This window comes from Paenarthrobacter sp. TE3676, from assembly GCF_056279165.1.
Window position 1 is genome coordinate 113,389 of record NZ_JBWBQU010000011.1, and the last position, 17,823, is coordinate 131,211.

Sequence of the window (17,823 nt, forward strand, 5' to 3'; positions counted from 1 at the left end):
ACTGAGGTGCCGAGATAGGCACTATGCAGCAACGAAAGCGAACCCTCAATGGCTACTGATTACGATGCCCCGCGCAAGACAGAAGAAGAGTCTCCCGCTGAATCCCTTGAGGCTCTTCAGGCATCACGTGGGAACACTGCACAGACTGCGGTCATCGACGTCGAGGAAAACGATACCGCTGAAGGAATCGACCTTCCCGGCGCCGATCTTTCCGGTGAAGAGCTGACCGTCATTGTGGTCCCGGAGCAGTCTGACGAATTCACGTGTGGTTCCTGCTTCCTGGTCCGCCACAGGTCCCAGATTGCGCTGGAAAAGAACGGTCTTAAGTACTGCAAGGACTGTGAAGGCTAAGTAACGCCCGGGTCTCGTTATCTTGGGTTACGAACACGTGCCCGAAGAGCCCCCGAGCGACCACTAAACACCCACAAAACTGCCTGTCAATGACCCTCTTGTGATCACACTGGCCCCCGTTTAACGGTTGCGCGCCGAAGCGGCCACAACCCATCCAAAGCCCCTTGCGCACTCCTACTGTTGAAGTATCAACTTCGCCTGAAGGGGGCACAAAAAATGAGGAAATTTGGAGCGGGTTTGGCAGCGGTACTGGCAGCTGCAGGGCTCGGTCTGGTGGCGCCGGGGCCAGCCTCGGCAGCAACATACTGCGGTATCTCGTGGGGTTCCATGGCCAAGGCCGATCTCGACTGGAGCTCCGCCCATGTCACTGGTGTTCGCACTGGTCAGCAGCCCTGCTACGACCGCCTGGTGATTGATATGACCGGCAAGGTGGCCGGTTTCGTGGTTCAGTACGTTCCGGTGGTGACCCAGGATGCCACTGGCTACCCCATCCCGGTGCTGGGGGATGCTGATCTTCAAGTGATGGTGACGGCGCCGTCGTACAACCAGTACAGCCAGCCGACCTACGAACCGGCAGCCAAGGCCGAACTGTCCAACGTTTCCGGGTACCAGACGTTCCGGCAGGTGGTTTTTGCGGGCAGTTTTGAGGGCACCACGAGCATCGGGCTGGGCGTCCGGGCCCGGCTTCCGTTCCGGGTCTTCACCTTGGACGGACCCGACGGCGGGTCTCGCCTGGTAGTGGACGTCGCCCACCGCTGGTAGGAAGCGCTGCCGCTACTCCTCAAAACACGGGAAAGCGGCGAGTTCGCGGGAAACTTCCCTGCGAACTCGTCGCTTTCCCACGAACTCGGTGGAAGGCGAACTCGGGCCGCGGTTATTCCGGAACTACCAGGGCCGGCGTATCCTTCCGGATGGTTTCGCCGCGGAAGAACCCGGGCCGAACGCGGGACATGATCAGCATGACCACGGCACCCAAGGCCAGGATCCCGATGCCCAGGACAAAGACGAGCCCCACTCCGAAGACCTCCGAACCACTGCCAAACTCAGGAGCCCAGCTGTCCACGGCGGTCTGCAGGAACACCACGAACAGGCCTACGCCACCGATCAGCGGGCATACGAGCCGCAGGAAGAAGTTCCTGGCGCTGGAGAACACGCTGTTTCGGAAGTACCAGACGCAGGCGATGGCTGTGAGTCCGTAGTAGAAGCAGATCATCAGGCCCAAGGCCAGGATGGTGTCGTTCAGGACGTTCTCGCTGATCACGTGCATCACCGCGTAGAAGCCCGCGGACAGGACGCCGGCCGCAACGGTGGCGAAGCCCGGCGTCGAGAACTTCTTGCTCATGTGGCTGAAGCGCTCCGGCAGGGCGCCGTAGTGCGCCATCGCCAAAAGGCTGCGCGAAGGCGAGGTGAACGTGGACTGCAGGGATGCCGCAGAGCTGGAGAGTACTGCGAGGGACATGAGGATCGCGAACGGACCCATAACCGGTGACGCGAGTGCAGTGAAGACGTTGGCGTGGTTTTCCTCGTTGTTCAGGCCGATTCCGGTGTCTCCGACTCCTGCGAACATCAACGTCGCGATAGTGACCAGGAGGTAGATGCCCAGGACGATCACGGCCGTCAGGGTTCCGGCGAGACCGGCGGTTTTCTTGCCGTTGGCGGTTTCCTCGTTGACCGTGAGGCATACGTCCCAGCCCCAATAGACAAAGATCGACAACGAGATGCCGGCCGCGATCTGGCCGAAGGTTTCGATCTTGGTGACGTCGAACCAGTCCCAGCTGAACGGAACAGCGGTTTCGGACGTGGACCAGTTGGCGAACGCCATGGCGACGAACATTCCGAGTACCAGCAACTGGAATCCCACCAGGCCGTACTGGACGATCTTGGTGGTGTGCAGTCCGCGGTAGCTCACCCAGACGGCAAGCGCCACGAAAACGAAGCATGTGGCAACGTTGAGCAGCTTGTTTGAGGCGAGGTCGGCGAGCTCGGGTGAGCCCGTGGCCTGTGCCAGGAACAGGTAGAAGAAATCCACGGCGACGCCGGCCAGGTTGGACAGGACAATGATGTTGGCTGCGAGCAAACCCCAACCACCCATCCAGCCCACCCACGGACCGAAGGCCTTGGTGACCCACGTGAAGGTGGTACCGCTGTCCGGGGAGTCTGCGTTGAGCTCCCGGTAAGCCAGCGACACGAGGATCATCGGGATGAACCCGATCAGGAAAATGACGGGCAACTGGAGCCCGACTTCATTGACGGTTGGACCCAGGGCGCCGGTCAGCGTGTACGCCGGGGCGATGGTTGAAATGCCAAGAACGACGACGGCGAGGAGCCCCAACTGCCCCGTCTTCAGTCCCTTGCCGCTAATGTGGTGCGACTCTGCAGCTTCATTGCCGCTGCGGCGGATTGTCTGGCTCATGTGAGGCCCTTTCTAGATGGCCGAAGGCTGCTGCTGGGTAATGCAGTGGATACCGCCGCCCCGTGCGAAGAGTTCGCGCGCGTCGACACCGACCACGCGGCGTCCGGGGTAGGCGTCGGCGAGAATGCGGAGTGCTTTCTCGTCCATGGGGTCGTTGAAAGTGCAGGCGATAACACCGCCGTTGACCACGAGGTGGTTGATGTAGCTGTAGTCCACAAACCCCTCATCGTCGCGAAGGGTTTCCGGGGCGGGAACTTCAATGATGTTCCAGTCCCGGCCGGCTGCGTCATGGGTGGTGCGCAGGAAGTCGATGATCTCGCGGGAGACCTTGTAATCGGGGTGCTCGGGGTTCTGCTGGGAATGGACCAGAAGGGTGCCCGGGGCCGGAATCGCGGCCACGATGTCCACATGGCCGCGGGTGCCGAACTTTTCGGAGTCACGGGTGAGGCCGCGAGGAAGCCACACCACGTGCGTGGCGCCGATGGTGCGGGCAAGTTCCTGCTCGATGTCTGCCTTGGTCAGGCCGGGATTGCGACCCTGATCGAGCTGCAAAGTCTCAGTGACCAGGACGGTGCCTTCGCCGTCAACTTGAATGCCACCGCCCTCGTTGACAATCCCCGATGGGAGGTGCCGGGCGTAGGCGCGGCCGCTGATGTCCTCGGCAATGAGCGAGTCCTTATCCCACTCCGCCCAGTCCTGAGCGCCCCAGCCGTTGAATATCCAGTCCACCGCGCCCAGTTGCTTGTTGGAATCCAGTACGAACGACGGTCCGATGTCCCGCATCCAAGCATCGTTGAGGTCGGCGGTTATTACCTCGACGCGAGGGTCCAGATAGCGCGCAGCCGTGTCGACGTCGTCGGGCGATACCACCATGGTTACGGGCTCGAATTCAATGATGGCGTTAGCCACCGCTGCCCAGGTGGAACGTGCTGCATGGGCCTCTTCTTCGGTGTCACCCAGGGTGTATCCGCCCGTGGGGAAGGCCATCCAGACGCGGTCCTGCGGAGCCGTTTCCGACGGCATGCGCCACGCGCTCACGCGGTAGCTGCCTGGGTTGGTTTTGCGGCGGGTTTGACGTTGGGATGGACCAACCCGGCCGGACGGACATGCGTTGCTGGGTGGGTAGCGATGGAAGTTGGGGCTTCCAGGTGTCTGATTTCAATCATGGGGGCTTTACTCCGTGAGACGACTGTCACTAAATGAATAGCGTTCATTTAGTATGACGGGAGTCACCCTTCAGCGCAAGACGCGAGTGGCGGCCGCTCTTTTGTGACCGGCGTGCGTTCCCCGGCGCGGGGGTGGGCTGGCTGGTCCCGCGTTCGTTCGCTGCACGACCCGCACAGCGGTGAGCCACACGGATAAGGATGGGTTCGGGGCGTGCTTTATCGAAACCCGCGACAACACCTGCCGAACCCCTTACTGCGACGCGCCCATCCGCCACATCGATCACATCGTCTCCTGGCGCTCAGGTGGAACCACCACCATGGAGAACGGCGCCGGGCTCTGCGAAGCGTGCAACCATACCAAGGAAAACCCCGGCTGGAAGAGTAGGCCGCTTGCCGAAGATGTGCACACTCTGGAACTCCGCACGCCCACAGGGCACACCTATCGCTCCAAAGCGCCGAGCCTGCCAGGCTACTTCCGTGGCTCAGCGCCGTCGTCGGAGCTGCCCGAACCTGCTGCACGACCAAGCCCGTCGCCAGCTGCACGCTCAAGCCCGTCGGTAATTAACTGACGAGCGTCGGCAGAGTGAGGATCTCTGCTCCGTCGTTGGTGATGGCGATGGTGTGCTCACTGTGTGCGGTCCGGCATCCTGTCGCGCTGCGGAGCGTCCATCCGTCGGCGTCCGTGACGAGCTGGGCGGTGTCGGCCATGACCCATGGTTCCAGGGCGAGCAGCAAGCCGGGGCGCAGCTTGTAACCGCGGCCGGGGCGTCCCATGTTCGGCACATGAGGCTCCTGGTGCATGGTGGAGCCAATGCCGTGGCCTCCGAACTCGGTATTGACGGGGTAGCCAGCCTCGCTGAGAGCCGAGCCGATGGCGTAGGACAGGTCCCCAATGCGGGCGCCGGGCCGGGCTGCCGCTATGCCTGCGCGCAATGCCCGTTCGGTCGCTTCGATCATCGCGACACTTTCCGCCGGCTTCGAGTCGCCCACGATGAAGCTGATGGCCGAGTCTGCTGCGATTCCGTCCTTCAAAACGGCCAGGTCGAGGGTCAGGAGGTCGCCGTCGGCCAGTCTGTAATCCGTGGGCAATCCGTGGAGGACGGCGTCGTTGACGCCCGTGCAGATGTAGTGGCCGAATGGCCCGCGTCCAAAGGAAGGAGCGTAATCGACGTAGCAGGAGACGGCCCCGGCTTCCAGGATCATGCTCTTTGCCCACCGGTCTATGTCCAGGAGGTTTGTGCCTACAGCTGCGCGGCCCTTTAGCGTGTGCAAAATGTTGGCGACCAGGGCGCCGGCCTCCTTCGCGCGGCCTAGCTCTGTGCGGCTAAGGATCTCAATCATGCGGGGCCTCTCGTGTGAAAACCAATAACTATCCCGGCCATATTATCCCGGTATTACAATTGGAGCCATGGTCAGGTTGCCGCTTACACCCGCAGAGGCCGAGCGTGGACAACGCCTCGGCGCTCTTCTGCGTCGCGCCCGGGGGGAGCGCTCCATGCTGGAGACGGCACTCGACGCCCGCGTCTCGCCCGAGACGCTCCGAAAGATAGAGTCGGGCCGGGTTGCGACGCCGGCTTTCCCTACCGTTGCTGCCATTGCCGATGTGCTCGGACTCTCCCTCGATGAGGTGTGGGCAGAAATTAACTTGCCCGAGCACGGTGTTGAGTCAGGCAGCTCGCGTCGGAGTGCGCGCGAATGGTTGGCTTCGTAGCCTCAGCGCTTGGGCCGTGCCCGCACATGAAGGCGTTCACCCTGCTGCCCGAAGAGGGTTAGCAACTCCACTGGTTCTGCGGTGGCGCTGGCAAACCAGTGCGGTGTGCGCGTATCAAATTCCGCAACCTCACCGGGTTTCAGGACAAAGTCATTCTCGCCCAGCACCAACCGCAGCTTGCCGTTGAGGATGTACATCCAGTCGTACCCCTCATGGGATTGGGGCTGTGGAACCTCTTTTCCGGTTCCGCTCTTCAGCACCATTTTGAAGGCCTGGATGCCGCCGGGGCGGCGGGTGAGGGGAAGCGCGGTTCCCCACTCGTGAACGTGCGGTTTGAGGTGAATGCGGGGATCGCCCGTTTCCGGTGCGTCAATCAATTCTTCCAGCGGCACCTGATGCAACCTGGCAATGGGAAGGAGGAGTTCCAGTGTTGGCTTGCGCTGGCCTGATTCAAGCCTTGAGAGCGTACTGACAGAGATGCCCGTCCCTTCCGAGGCTTCCGCAAGGGTCACATTGCGTTGGGTCCGCATGGCACGCAGCCGAGGGCCGACGGCGTCGAGCATTGTGCTGAAATCGGTAGTCATGCCTTTCATTTTGCCATATTGGCAAACTTCCTTGCTGATTCTGCGGGTGCTGACCAACCATGGAAGGAGCGGCATGGGGCCGTTGAATACGTGTGGAGGCATCGTGATTGTGGAAAAACTAAACAACCGAGTGGTGGAGGAGCACGACGTCGTGGTGGTGGGAGGTGGCGCAGCTGGGTTAAGTGCTGCTGTTACCTTGGGCAGGGCCTTGCGGTCCGTCCTGGTTATCGACGCCGGAGAACCCCGGAATGCGCCCGCAGCCGGGGTGCACGGTTTCCTGTCCCGCGACGGGATCAATCCCAAAGAACTGCTGGAACTGGGACGAGCGGAGGCTCTCCAGTACGGGGCGAATATCATGGCCGGCGTCGCGGTTGGGGCACGTTCGACGGCTGACCCAACGAACGGTTCCGGGCTCACCTTCGAGGTGGACCTGGCAGATGGCCAAACAGTGAGGGCCCGGCGTCTGCTTGTCACCACAGGCCTGATCGACGTCCTGCCCGACGTTGAGGGCATCCGCGAACGCTGGGGCCGTGACGTCCTGCACTGCCCGTATTGCCACGGCTGGGAGGTTCGGAACAAAGCGATCGGAATCCTGGGTTCAGTGCCGATGGCGTTGCACCAGGCGTTACTGTTCCGTCAATGGAGCCCCAACATCACCTTGTTCCTCAATGACGTTGTGGAGCCAACGGAAGAACAGTGGGAGCAATTGGCTGCCCGCTCTATCACGGTGGTGGACGGCAAAGTCCAGGCGCTGGAAGTAACTGACGACGCACTGACCGGTGTTGTCCTGGCAGCGGGAACTGTGATTCCTGTGGACGCTGTGGTTACCGGCCCACGATTGGAGGCGAGATCGGACGTGCTGGAATCCCTCGGCGTCCCCACCGTAGAGCACCCGATGGGCGTCGGGACCCATGTTGAAGTGAATCCCGCGGGCGGGGCAACCTCGGTGCCCGGAGTATGGGCCGCCGGGAACGTCACTGATCTGACGGGTCAGGTGATGGCCTCGGCCGCCGCAGGTGTCATGGCAGGCGCTGCAATCAATGCCGATCTCATGATGGAAGAGACCAGGGTGGCTGTGGAGGAAGCTCGCCAAGCAGCTCTGGCCCATCAGCCCAGCTGATCAGAACGCACAAAACCATCGACGTGAGGGCCCAGTCCGAGGACGATTAAGGGACAGCCACTGAGGAGGTTGGACAATGTGCTACGCGTACTATGACGACTTTGAGCGGCGCACGAAGAAGGACTCCGCGCGCAAGCCTGAGGCGCACACGACTGAGGCACCCAAGGACCAGGAACCTGCACAGAACCGTCCGCGGACGGAAGGAACGCTGTGGACTTTCCTGGCCCGCCGTCGCGGGGAATCTGAGGTTCCCGAACCGAGGATCGACCGCATCCGCGAGAAAGTCTAGGCACGCCCCGGATCCGATCCTGGAAGCTGGACACGCTCGCAGAAGTAAGCAAAGGAAAGGCGCTGCACTCGCAGCGCCTTTCCTTTGTGGCTATCTGTAGGAGAACCAGCCTAGGACTTGGTGGCCAAGTATTCCCGGGCAGCCGTCACTAGCGCTTCCGTTCCGCGCGCCAGCGTCGGCTGGATGACGGGCGCAAAGTACGGCGAATGATTCGACGGTATGTCCTCGGGAAGGCGGCCCGTGGTTGCCCACTCTTTGAACAAGGAAGGCTCGGCACCACCCAGGAACCAGAAGACCAGGGGAGCTCCGGCAGCTTTTGCCAAGGCTCCAACGTCTTCGCTTCCTGACACAGGGCCGGGGTCGATGATCTGTGTTTCGCCAAACTTTTCCCTGAAAGCTGCAGATACCCTCTCGGTCGCAGCTCGATCGTTGACGGTCAGCGGGAAATGCTCTTCGAAATGAATCTCAGGGTCCTTGGGTGCACCTGAAGCTGTGGATTCACCCTTGGCTATACGTTCAATTGAGGCGAGGATTTTGTCCCTGATGGCATCACTGAATGTACGGACGCTGAGGCCCAAGGTTGCCGTCTCGGGAATGATGTTGTTCTTGGTCCCTGAGTGAATCTGCCCGACAGTCACCACTGCGGAGTCACTGGGGGCGAGCTCACGCGACACAATACCCTGCAACCGGACAGTGGTTGCAGCAGCCATCAGCACGGGGTCAATAGTGGTCTCCGGACGTGATCCGTGGCCTCCCCGCCCATGCAAGGTGATGTTGAGGGAGTCTGCGGATGCCATGGTGACGCCGGGACGGATACCGAACCACCCGGCGGGAAAAGGTGCCACATGTTGGCCCAGGACGACGTCCGGTTTGGGCACTGCGTCGTACAGCCCATCGGCAACCATGGTTTCGGCCCCGCCGCCCCATTCTTCAGCCGGCTGGAAGAGCGCGATCAGGGTGCCCTGCCACTCATGACGCTGCGCCGCCAGGATATCCACAGCGCCGACGAGGCAGCTCACGTGCACATCGTGGCCGCAAGCATGCATAACGGGCATGTCCTTGCCCTCATGATCAACACCCACAGCGGTGCTTGCGTAATCCAAACCCGTTGCTTCCTTGACCGGCAAGGCATCCATGTCGGCCCTGAGCATCACAACCGGTCCGGGTCCGTTGTCCAGAACGCCCACAACCCCGGTCTTTCCGATGTTGCGATGAACGGTAAAGCCAAGATCTTCGAGATAGCCCGCGGCGATTCCGGCTGTTCGGGTCTCCTGGAACGACAACTCCGGATGGGCGTGCAGGTCCTTATAAAGCTCTTCGAGGTCAATGGTCATGAGTCTGCCCTTTTTATTCGACGCCTATGTCTGGCCAGTGTATCCAGCCCGAATCTGCAAAGACCGGGAAGCCCCGGCACACTGGATGGCATGAACGATTCTGAATCAGTCACCACGCAGCAATCCACGGTTGAGGAATGGACCAAAGCCTTGGCGGAATCCACCGGCTCACCAGGCGGGGGTGCCGGGACCGGGGTCATGCTCTCCATCGCGGCCTCGTTGACGTCCATGGTGGCCGGATATACCGAGGCGGAGGAAGATCAGCGCGAACGGCTCACGGGCATCCACTCCCGGGCGCACGAACTCCGACGAACTGCCCTTCAGTTGGCCGACGACGACGCGTCCGCCTCGAACGCCTTCGGAGCCGCCTTCCGCCTCGACCCCGGTCCGGAGCGCGACGACGCAATACATCAAGCATCCGTCGATGCTGCCAAGGCATCAGCAGTTCTGGGGGAGCGGGCTATTAACGCAGTTGAAGACCTCGGCTGGCTCGCTTCAAACGGCAATTCAGCGCTTATCGCTGACGTCGTGGTGGGCTTCGGAGCCCTCCGCGCAGCCATAGCCGGAGCCCGAACCAACGTGAGTTTCGACCTCGCATCTTTGACCTCCGCAGGCGCCAAACTCGAGGAAGTCCGGGAACAGCACCCGGAGCTATGGAACACGGTCAGCCGGCTCAGTGCCGCCCTCGACAGGATCGACGAACTGACCGCCGGCGTGGACAAAAAAGCGGCGCCGACCGAAGCCATGTAGCTTCAGCCGGCGCCGTGCCCAACTACTGCGCCTTCGGCGCCGTGCCCAACTACTGCGCCTTCGGCGCTGTGCCTACTACTGTGCCTTCGGCACACGCCGGAGTACGACGGCGGCGAGCACTGCCGCACCAGCCATCAGTACCAGCCCAATGGCCGCAGTGATGTGGACGCCGGACTCGAAAGCTGTCCGGGCGGCGACCGTCAGCGCCTCCGACAATGGGGCCGGAAGGGCAGCCGCTGCATCAACCGCACCAGCAAGCGTTTCAGTGGACTTACCGGCCGCTTGCGTGGATACACCGTCCGGAATGACGAGGTTGTGCTGGTAGGAAGCAGTGAGGATCGAGCCAAGCACTGCCGTTCCCAAGAGCGAGCCCAACTCATAGCCGGTCTCGGAAATGGCCGAGGCGGCGCCGGATTTGTCGGCCGGAACGGAGGCCAGGATGAGGTCGTTGGAGATGGTCTCCGCAGCACCAACACCTATTGCGAGTACGGTCAGGGCCGACAACAGGAACACGGGTCCGCTGCCATGGTCACCCACCACCACAATCAGGTATCCCACTCCGCTGAGAGTTAGTCCCGCAGCCACAACGAACCCAGGCTGTACGCGCTTGACCAGCGGCACTACCAGCAGGCCGGCGATGACCGTAGCCAGGAGAGCAGGAATCATTGCAATGCCGGCCTCCATAGGGGACTGGCCCTCAACAAGTTGCAGGTGCTGGGCGAAGAAGTAGATGAAGCCCGTCATGGAGAAGAGGGACAGGACGTTCGCCACGATTGCGGTACTGAACACCTTGTTCTTGAACAATGAGACGTCCAGCATGGGGCTCTCGATCCGCTGCTGGCGGCGGACGAAGATAATGCCCATCACCACGCCGAACCCCATGAAGGCAGCCGCGGACGCCCCGAAGCCGTGAACCGCGAATTCCTTGATGCCGTAAACCAACGGCGCCATGGTGACCACGGACAGGAGAATGCTGGGCACGTCCACCCGGCCGGGATTGGCGTCCTTCGATTCAGGAATCAAGACCCGGCCGAAAGCAAGTAGCGGCAGGAGCAGGAAAGCCGCCACCAGGAACACGGCACCCCACCAGAAGTGCTCCACCAACCAGCCACCGAAGATCGGGCCAAGGGCGGCACCACCGGAGAAACCGGCGGCCCAGACGGCGATCGCGAGCCGACGCCGGTTGGGATCGGTGAAGATGTTCCGGATCAGGGACAGGGTTGATGGCATCAGCATGGCGCCGAAGACGCCCAGGCCCGCGCGGCCGGCGATGAGCCATTCAGCGGAAGGCGCGAAAGCTGTAGCAGCCGAAACCGCTGCGAAGCCCGTGCTGCCGAGCAGGAGCAGCCGGCGTCGTCCGATTCTGTCGCCCAAGTTGCCCATGGACACCAACAATGCTGCGAGGACCAGCGGGTAGGCGTCAACAATCCACAGCAATTGGACGCCGCCCACGTCCAACGAACGGGCGATCTCGGGCAGTGCAAATGTGAGCGCGGTGTTGTCCACGGCCACCAGCAGCACCGGAAACATCAGGAGTGCCAGAGCCGTCCAGTCGCGCCACGGTGCTGCCTGACCCTTAACGGGCTGAGCGGAACGGGGTGCTTGGGTTGATGACGGCGAGAACATGTAACTCACTGTACCGTCCAGACGGTACAGTTTCAAATAGAAGCCCGTAAGCCTTTAGGGAATGATGGACACATGCCACGAAAACCAGTTGCCCGGGACGCCGTCCTGGATGCGTTCGAAGCCCTCCTTATCGAGGTAGGGGAGCGTGCCGCCACGCTCGACGCTGTTGCCAAGCGGGCAGGCGTGTCCAAGGGCGGTCTGCTCTACCACTTCCCCAATAAGGAAGCGCTGATCACGGCCCTTTTGGAGCGCCTGGACCTGCTCGCCGATGAAGATACCGAGCTGATGAAGGCTGCCCCCGATGGTTCGGCCGCCTACTTCATCCGCTCCTCGCTCTGGGCGGATACGCCCATGGACCGGGCCTTCGTCGCTGCCACAAGATTGGCCGAAGTTGCCCACGAGGAAACCCGCCGCAGGTTCGCCGCGATCCAGCAACGGTGGCTGGACGTGCTGGCTGAGGACGTCGGGCCGGAGGTTGCCAAGGCCGTCAGCTACATGGGCGACGGCCTCTATTTCAACGCGATTTTTGAAGGCGGGCAGGAGGGCGGCAACGCCGGGCGGGAGGCCGACGTCGAAATTCTGTTGGGAGTCCTTGAACGGTTGCGGAAGTAGCGGGTCTTCCATTTGCTGCGGGGCGCGGGACGTAGGACAATTAACCCTCGTGGCGTGCCGTACGCGGTGACCACACACAACTGAACATGCCTTTGATCTGCGGCGGGAGAGTCCTGCAAGCAAGTGATGCAGGCGCCGTAGGAGCAAACCCTCCCCAGGAATCTCTCAGGCCCACGCACCGCCGCGGCTAGGCGACTCTGGAAAGCAGCAGGTACTCAACTCACCTTCGGGTGAAGGGAGTGCTGTGCTCACCGACGGTGCAAGCGATGGTTGCTCAGGCAACGCGCGGAAACTCTCAGGTCCAATACAGAGCGGGGAGGAACCCAGCCGCTGTGGCGTACCCAAACGCTGCCCAAGTAATGGAGTTCCTTCGTGACGGTTAGTTCTGCCTCCACCACCTTCGTCGATCGGCATATCGGCGCCCGCCGCCAGGCCGACATTGAGACCATGCTCAAGTCCGTCGGCTACGACACTGTTGATTCGCTGGTCGACACCGCCGTCCCGAACGACATCCGCCAGGAAGTTGCCCTCACCCTGCAGAACGCGTTGAGTGAAGTTGAAGTTCTGACCGAGCTGCGCAAGCTCGCGTCCAAGAACAAGACGGCCGTTCAGATGATCGGCCAGGGCTACTACGACACCGTGACGCCGCCCGTGATCCGTCGGAATATCCTCGAATCCCCGGCTTGGTACACGGCTTACACCCCTTACCAGCCGGAAATCTCGCAGGGCCGCCTCGAGGCGCTCCTGAACTTCCAGACCATGGTCCAGGACCTGGTTGGGCTGCCGATCGCCAACGCGTCCCTACTGGATGAAGCAACCGCAGTGGCCGAAGCCGTCCTCATGATGCGCCGAGCCAACAAGAACAAGGCTGTCCAGGATGGCAAGACCGTCCTCGACGCAGACTGCCTCCCCCAGACCATTGCCATCGTCAAGGGCCGTGCCGAGGCGCTCGGCTTCGAAGTCGAGGTCGCTGACCTTTCCTTGGGTCTCCCGGAAGGTGCCATCAACGGCGTCGTCCTCCAGCAGCCCGGCGTTTCCGGCCGCGTGTTCGATCACTCTGCCGTGATTGCGGACGCCAAGGAGCGCGGTGCGCTGGTTACCGTTGCTGCCGACCTCCTGTCCCTGACCCTCATCATGCCTCCAGGCGAGCAGGGCGCCGACATCGCCGTCGGTTCGGCACAGCGCTTGGGCGTTCCGCTCTTCTTCGGTGGCCCGCACGCCGCCTACATGGCCGTCCAAAAGGGACTGGAGCGTTCCATGCCCGGCCGTTTGGTGGGCGTTTCCAAGGACGACGCCGGTGTCCCCGCCTACCGCTTGGCGCTGCAGACCCGCGAGCAGCACATCCGCCGCGAGAAGGCCACGTCCAACATCTGTACAGCGCAAGCACTGCTGGCCATCGTGGCCTCGATGTACGCCGTTTACCACGGCCCTGAGGGCCTCAAGGCGATCGCCGAAACCGCCCATGGCCACGCCCGCACGCTTGCAGCGTCCCTGAAGGCTGCCGGCGTCGAGGTCCTCCACGGTTCCTTCTTCGACACCATCACCGTCCGCGTTCCCGGCAAGGCTGCTGAAATCGTCGCCGCTGCCGAGGCCAAGGGCATCAACCTCCGTGGCATCGACGCTGACACGGTTGGCATCTCTGTTGATGAAACCACTACTCCCGGGATTGTCGGTCGTCTCCTTGATGTCTTTGGCGCTCCTGTACTTGAGTCTGCTGAAGGCTTCGCGCTTGAGGCTTCCGTGGAACGTACGAGCGACTTTATGCAGCACCCGGTGTTCAACACCCACCGCTCAGAAACCCAGCTCCTCCGCTACATCCGTAAGCTCTCGGACCGCGACCTCGCGCTGGACCGCACCATGATCCCATTGGGTTCCTGCACCATGAAGCTGAACGCCACGGCCGAGATGGAGGCGATTTCCTGGCCGGAGTTCGCCTCGATCCACCCGTTCGCTCCGGATTCCCAGACTGAGGGCTGGCGCGAACTCATCACCGACCTCGAATCCCAGCTGACCGAGATCACCGGCTACGACCAAGTCTCCATCCAGCCGAATGCCGGTTCCCAGGGCGAGCTCGCCGGTCTGCTGGCGATCCGCGGCTACCACCTGTCGCGCGGCGACGAGCAGCGCAACGTCTGCCTGATCCCCGCCTCTGCCCATGGCACCAACGCAGCCTCGGCAGTGCTGGCGGGCATGAAGGTTGTTGTGGTGGCCACTGCTCCCGATGGCACCATCGACCACGTAGACCTCAAAAACAAGATCGAGGCCCACCGCGACGCGCTCTCGGCCATCATGATCACCTACCCGTCCACTCACGGTGTGTACGACGCCGACGTCCGCGAAGTATGCGACGCCATCCACGAGGCCGGCGGCCAGGTGTACATCGACGGCGCCAACCTCAACGCCCTCGTCGGTCTCGCGCAGCCGGGCAAGTTCGGCGGCGACGTCTCCCACCTGAACCTGCACAAGACCTTCTGCATCCCCCACGGTGGCGGTGGACCCGGCGTTGGTCCGGTTGCTGCAAAGGCGCACCTCGCACCGTTCATGCCAGGCGACGCTGCATCATGGACCGAAGGCAACGACGTCCCGATCTCGGCGTCCCGTTTTGGTTCCGCCGGTGTCCTCCCGATCTCCTGGGCTTACGTGAAGCTCATGGGTGGCCAGGGCCTCACCGAAGCAACCAAGTCTGCTCTGCTGGCCGCGAACTACATCGCATCCCGCCTCAACGAGCACTTCCCGGTCCTCTACACCGGCGAGGGCGGACTCGTGGCCCACGAATGCATCCTGGACCTCCGGGAACTGACGGCCAAGACCGGCGTCACCGCGGAGGACGTGGCCAAGCGCCTCATCGACTTCGGCTTCCACGCCCCCACCCTCGCGTTCCCGGTTGCCGGAACTTTGATGGTAGAGCCCACTGAGTCCGAAGACCTTGTGGAGATCGACCGCTTCATCGAAGCCATGATCACCATCCGCAAGGAAATCGACCAGGTAGCCAACGGCGACTTCGCCGTGGAGAACTCGCCGCTGCGCAAGGCACCCCACACCGCTGCCGCCGTCGTAAGTTCTGACTGGGACCGTGCGTACCCGCGCGAGCAGGCCGCCTTCCCGGTCCACCACCTCAAGCAGGACAAGTACTTCCCGCCCGTGGGCCGCATTGATGGCGCGGCCGGAGACCGTAACCTGGTGTGCTCCTGCCCGCCGATCGAAGACTTCGAAAACTAAGGACTGGTCATGACTGAGAACTACACAGCCCTTTACGAAGAGCACAAGAAGCTCGGCGCGTCCTTCACCGACTTCGGTGGCTGGCAAATGCCGCTCAAGTACTCGTCCGAGTTGGCCGAGCACCACGCCGTCCGCAAGTCCGCCGGACTGTTCGACCTCTCCCACATGGGTGAAGTCTGGGTCACCGGTCCCGAGGCAGCTGCCTTCCTGGACTACGCACTGGTGGGCAAGATCTCCGCTATGGCCGTCGGCAAGGCCAAGTACTCGCTGATCTGCCAGGAAGACGGCGGCATCATCGACGACCTCATCACCTACCGTCGGCCCTCTACCCAAGAAGGCACCGACAAATTCCTTGTGGTTCCGAACGCCGGCAACGCCAAGGTTGTTGCCGCTGCGCTGCTGGAGCGCGCCGCCGGTTTCGACGTTGTTGTTGAGGATGCTTCCTCTGAGACTTCGCTGATCGCTGTTCAGGGGCCGCTTGCTGAAGCGATCCTCCTCCGCCTGGTCCCGGCCGAACAGCACGCCCTGGTCACTGAGCTCAAGTACTACGCGGCGGTTGAAGTTCCGTTCACGTTCGACGGCGGCACACAGGACCTGCTGCTGGCCCGCACCGGTTACACCGGTGAAGATGGCTTCGAAATCTTTGTAGCCAACGAGTCCGCAGCAGCTCTCTGGCAGGCAATCGCCGACGCAGCAGAAGAAGGCGAACTCACCCCCGCCGGCCTGGCTTCCCGCGACTCACTGCGCCTCGAAGCAGGCATGCCCCTCTACGGCAACGAGCTCTCCCGCGAAGGCAACCCCTTCGCAGCAGGACTCGGTCCCGTGGTGGCACTGTCCAAGGAAAGCGACTTCGTCGGCAAAGAGGCACTCGCTGCCCTCAAAACAGACGGTGCCGGTTCCACCAGCGGACGCAAGCTCGTGGGCCTTAAGGGCTTGGGCCGCAGGGCCGGACGCGGCCACTACCCGGTCCTCAAGGACGGCGCAGCGGTCGGTGAAGTCACCTCCGGCCAGCCCAGCCCGACGCTTGGCTACCCGGTAGCGTTGGCGTATGTCGACGTCGCTTTTGCTGAGCCGGGCACCGCCCTGGACATCGACCTTCGGGGTAAAACTGAGCCCTTTGAAGTCGTCGCGTTGCCGTTCTACAAGCGCCAAAAGTAGTTCACGGGTTTTCGAGCCCGACGCCCGGCGGGTCCGACCTCCTCTGCATGCTCGGTCGCATAGGCGCCCGCTGAGCGGACGCGAAGCTCCCTTAGACGCATGCTGCCGGAGGCCGGACTCGCGTGGCCGTGCGGTGGGGGAGCGGATTCCGGAAGCGAGCGTCAAAGCGACGAAGGAGCAGCACGCGGAGGAATTCGGTGCCCGACGCCCGCGAATGAGCCACGCTCACGGCCCAGACACGACACAATTAGATGTAGTCACTACACGTAAAGGAAACAGAATGCCCAAAGTAGCGCCCGAACTTCAGTACTCCGACGAACACGAGTGGGTTTCCCGCGGAGACGGGAACTCGGTGTCCGTTGGTATCTCCGAGGTTGCCACTGACGCACTGGGTGACATTGTGTACGTTGACCTTCCCGAGGTCGGTTCGACAGTTACTGCAGGCGAGACCTGCGGTGAGGTTGAGTCCACCAAGTCGGTTTCGGACCTGTACTCACCCGTGACCGGTGAGGTCACGGAGATCAACGACGCCGTTGTTTCCGACCCCGCCCTAATCAACAACGACCCCTACGGCGCCGGTTGGTTGTTCAAGGTTTCTGCTGAGTCCGAGGGCCCGCTGCTCTCGGCGGAGGAGTACGCCTCCAAGAATGGCGGAGACCTCTCCTAGTCCGCCGGGTGGCCCGTCTGGGCCGACGTCCTCTGCGACCTCGGTCGCTTGGGCGCCCGCTGGGCGGACGCGAAGCTCCCTTGGACGGTCGCTGCCGGACGCCGGTCCCAAGGGGCCAGTTGCAGGGCTCCCGTGAGGGAAGAGGAGTCCGTTTCGTGGGTTAGCTGCGGAATGTGCCGTGCGCACGGCATCTTCGGCAGGTAAACCCCGTATCGGAGGCTACGGATGTAGCGTGGGATTGTAGAACTGAATAAAATTGCGACGCCGGGTTGCCGCCTTTGGGGGCCATCCGGCGTCGTGCTTCGGTCGACCTCCGCCATAAGCAGGGGCGGCCCTCCGGCAGGACCATCTGCCGGACCGTTTTCAAGCTTTGTTAAGGAATCCCGACCATGGCTGTTGGCGTTTTCGATCTGTTTTCTGTGGGTATTGGCCCGTCGAGTTCTCATACTGTGGGGCCCATGCGGGCTGCTGCGGTGTTCGCTGGTGAGCTCAAGGACGCCGGCGTCCTGGGCTCGGTGGCGTCGCTGCGGGTTGACCTCTATGGCTCATTGGCTGCCACCGGTCGTGGGCATGGCACCATGACGGCCACGCTGCTGGGCTTGGAGGGGTATCACCCTGAGCTGATCCTGCCCGAAGAGGTGGAGGAGCGGCTCGCGACGATCGCTGAGACAGGTGTCCTGAACCTGGCCGGCGCCTCCGGCGAAGGCGTGGAGCTGCCGTACGCGGTTGAGGACATGATCCTGCATCCGTTGACGGTGTTGCCGCGGCATACGAATGGGATGAAGTTTGCTGTCTCTGATGCTGGTGGGAAGGTGCTGCGGGA

Annotated in this window: 17 protein-coding genes, 1 pseudogene and 1 riboswitch; of the genes and pseudogenes, 12 read left to right on the top strand and 6 right to left on the bottom strand. The window is 62.4% G+C overall.

The window, feature by feature from the left end; all coding sequences use genetic code 11:
• Positions 1–48: 48 nt before the first annotated feature.
• Positions 49–351, top strand: a complete 303-nt coding sequence (locus tag ACZ881_RS21710) for a DUF4193 domain-containing protein (protein WP_017199882.1) — start codon at positions 49–51, stop codon at positions 349–351.
• Positions 352–567: 216 nt separating this feature from the next.
• Entirely contained in the window at positions 568–1,113 is a 546-nt protein-coding gene (locus tag ACZ881_RS21715; RefSeq protein ID WP_091465661.1) for an AMIN-like domain-containing (lipo)protein, read from the top strand.
• A gap of 112 nt (positions 1,114–1,225) precedes the next feature.
• On the opposite strand, the gene ACZ881_RS21720 is transcribed toward ACZ881_RS21715, so the two are convergent.
• Both ACZ881_RS21720 and ACZ881_RS21725 read right to left on the bottom strand, forming a co-directional pair.
• Positions 1,226–2,764, bottom strand: a complete 1,539-nt coding sequence (locus tag ACZ881_RS21720; RefSeq protein WP_476117944.1) for an APC family permease — start codon at positions 2,762–2,764, stop codon at positions 1,226–1,228.
• A gap of 12 nt (positions 2,765–2,776) precedes the next feature.
• Entirely contained in the window at positions 2,777–3,802 is a 1,026-nt protein-coding gene (locus ACZ881_RS21725) for an agmatine deiminase family protein (RefSeq protein ID WP_476117945.1), read from the bottom strand.
• Positions 3,803–4,145: 343 nt separating this feature from the next.
• Between ACZ881_RS21725 and ACZ881_RS21730 the strand changes: the two are divergent.
• Positions 4,146–4,499, top strand: a pseudogene (locus ACZ881_RS21730) (HNH endonuclease); the annotation flags it as partial.
• Here the strand turns inward: ACZ881_RS21730 and map are convergent.
• Positions 4,492–5,271, bottom strand: a complete 780-nt coding sequence (gene map / locus ACZ881_RS21735; RefSeq protein WP_476117946.1) for a type I methionyl aminopeptidase — start codon at positions 5,269–5,271, stop codon at positions 4,492–4,494. The pseudogene ACZ881_RS21730 and the gene map sit on opposite strands and share 8 nt — an antisense overlap.
• A 67-nt stretch (positions 5,272–5,338) precedes the next feature.
• Here map and ACZ881_RS21740 point away from each other — a divergent pair, with 67 nt between their 5' ends.
• Positions 5,339–5,641, top strand: coding sequence for a helix-turn-helix domain-containing protein (locus ACZ881_RS21740; protein ID WP_091465668.1), 303 nt, complete (start codon positions 5,339–5,341; stop codon positions 5,639–5,641).
• Between the two features lie 2 nt (positions 5,642–5,643).
• Here the strand turns inward: ACZ881_RS21740 and ACZ881_RS21745 are convergent, their stop codons facing one another.
• Entirely contained in the window at positions 5,644–6,225 is a 582-nt protein-coding gene (locus ACZ881_RS21745) for a helix-turn-helix domain-containing protein (RefSeq protein WP_178996192.1), read from the bottom strand.
• Between the two features lie 73 nt (positions 6,226–6,298).
• On the opposite strand from ACZ881_RS21745, the gene ACZ881_RS21750 reads away from it, so the two are divergent.
• Both ACZ881_RS21750 and ACZ881_RS21755 read left to right on the top strand, forming a co-directional pair.
• Positions 6,299–7,345 carry an NAD(P)/FAD-dependent oxidoreductase gene (locus ACZ881_RS21750; protein ID WP_476117947.1) on the top strand — a complete coding sequence of 349 codons (1,047 nt, stop codon included), beginning with the start codon at positions 6,299–6,301 and terminating at the stop codon, positions 7,343–7,345.
• Positions 7,346–7,421: 76 nt separating this feature from the next.
• Positions 7,422–7,634, top strand: a complete 213-nt coding sequence (locus ACZ881_RS21755) for a hypothetical protein (protein WP_476117948.1) — start codon at positions 7,422–7,424, stop codon at positions 7,632–7,634.
• A 110-nt stretch (positions 7,635–7,744) separates the two neighbouring features.
• On the opposite strand, the gene ACZ881_RS21760 is transcribed toward ACZ881_RS21755, so the two are convergent.
• Positions 7,745–8,968 (bottom strand): amidohydrolase, encoded by a 1,224-nt coding sequence (locus ACZ881_RS21760; RefSeq protein ID WP_476117949.1) that lies wholly within the window; start codon positions 8,966–8,968, stop codon positions 7,745–7,747.
• 90 nt (positions 8,969–9,058) lie between these two features.
• Between ACZ881_RS21760 and ACZ881_RS21765 the strand changes: the two genes are divergently transcribed.
• Positions 9,059–9,718 (top strand): cyclodeaminase/cyclohydrolase family protein, encoded by a 660-nt coding sequence (locus ACZ881_RS21765; protein ID WP_476117950.1) that lies wholly within the window; start codon positions 9,059–9,061, stop codon positions 9,716–9,718.
• A gap of 75 nt (positions 9,719–9,793) precedes the next feature.
• On the opposite strand, the gene ACZ881_RS21770 is transcribed toward ACZ881_RS21765, so the two are convergent.
• Positions 9,794–11,344, bottom strand: coding sequence for an MFS transporter (locus ACZ881_RS21770; protein WP_476117951.1), 1,551 nt, complete (start codon positions 11,342–11,344; stop codon positions 9,794–9,796).
• Between the two features lie 72 nt (positions 11,345–11,416).
• On the opposite strand from ACZ881_RS21770, the gene ACZ881_RS21775 reads away from it, so the two are divergent.
• The 5 genes from ACZ881_RS21775 to ACZ881_RS21795 form a co-directional block, all read left to right on the top strand.
• Complete coding sequence (locus ACZ881_RS21775; RefSeq protein ID WP_026542543.1) at positions 11,417–11,956, top strand: TetR/AcrR family transcriptional regulator; 540 nt, start codon at positions 11,417–11,419, stop codon at positions 11,954–11,956.
• 93 nt (positions 11,957–12,049) lie between these two features.
• Positions 12,050–12,147, top strand: a riboswitch (glycine riboswitch).
• A 181-nt stretch (positions 12,148–12,328) separates the two neighbouring features.
• Positions 12,329–15,175, top strand: coding sequence for an aminomethyl-transferring glycine dehydrogenase (gcvP, locus tag ACZ881_RS21780; protein ID WP_476117952.1), 2,847 nt, complete (start codon positions 12,329–12,331; stop codon positions 15,173–15,175).
• A 9-nt stretch (positions 15,176–15,184) separates the two neighbouring features.
• Complete coding sequence (gene gcvT, locus ACZ881_RS21785; RefSeq protein ID WP_476117953.1) at positions 15,185–16,333, top strand: glycine cleavage system aminomethyltransferase GcvT; 1,149 nt, start codon at positions 15,185–15,187, stop codon at positions 16,331–16,333.
• Between the two features lie 280 nt (positions 16,334–16,613).
• Positions 16,614–17,000: a glycine cleavage system protein GcvH gene (gcvH, locus tag ACZ881_RS21790; RefSeq protein ID WP_476117954.1), complete on the top strand. Its 387-nt coding sequence runs from the start codon at positions 16,614–16,616 to the stop codon at positions 16,998–17,000.
• A 389-nt stretch (positions 17,001–17,389) separates the two neighbouring features.
• The coding region (locus tag ACZ881_RS21795) for a serine dehydratase beta chain (RefSeq protein ID WP_476117955.1) at positions 17,390–17,823 on the top strand (434 nt) is incomplete at its 3' end.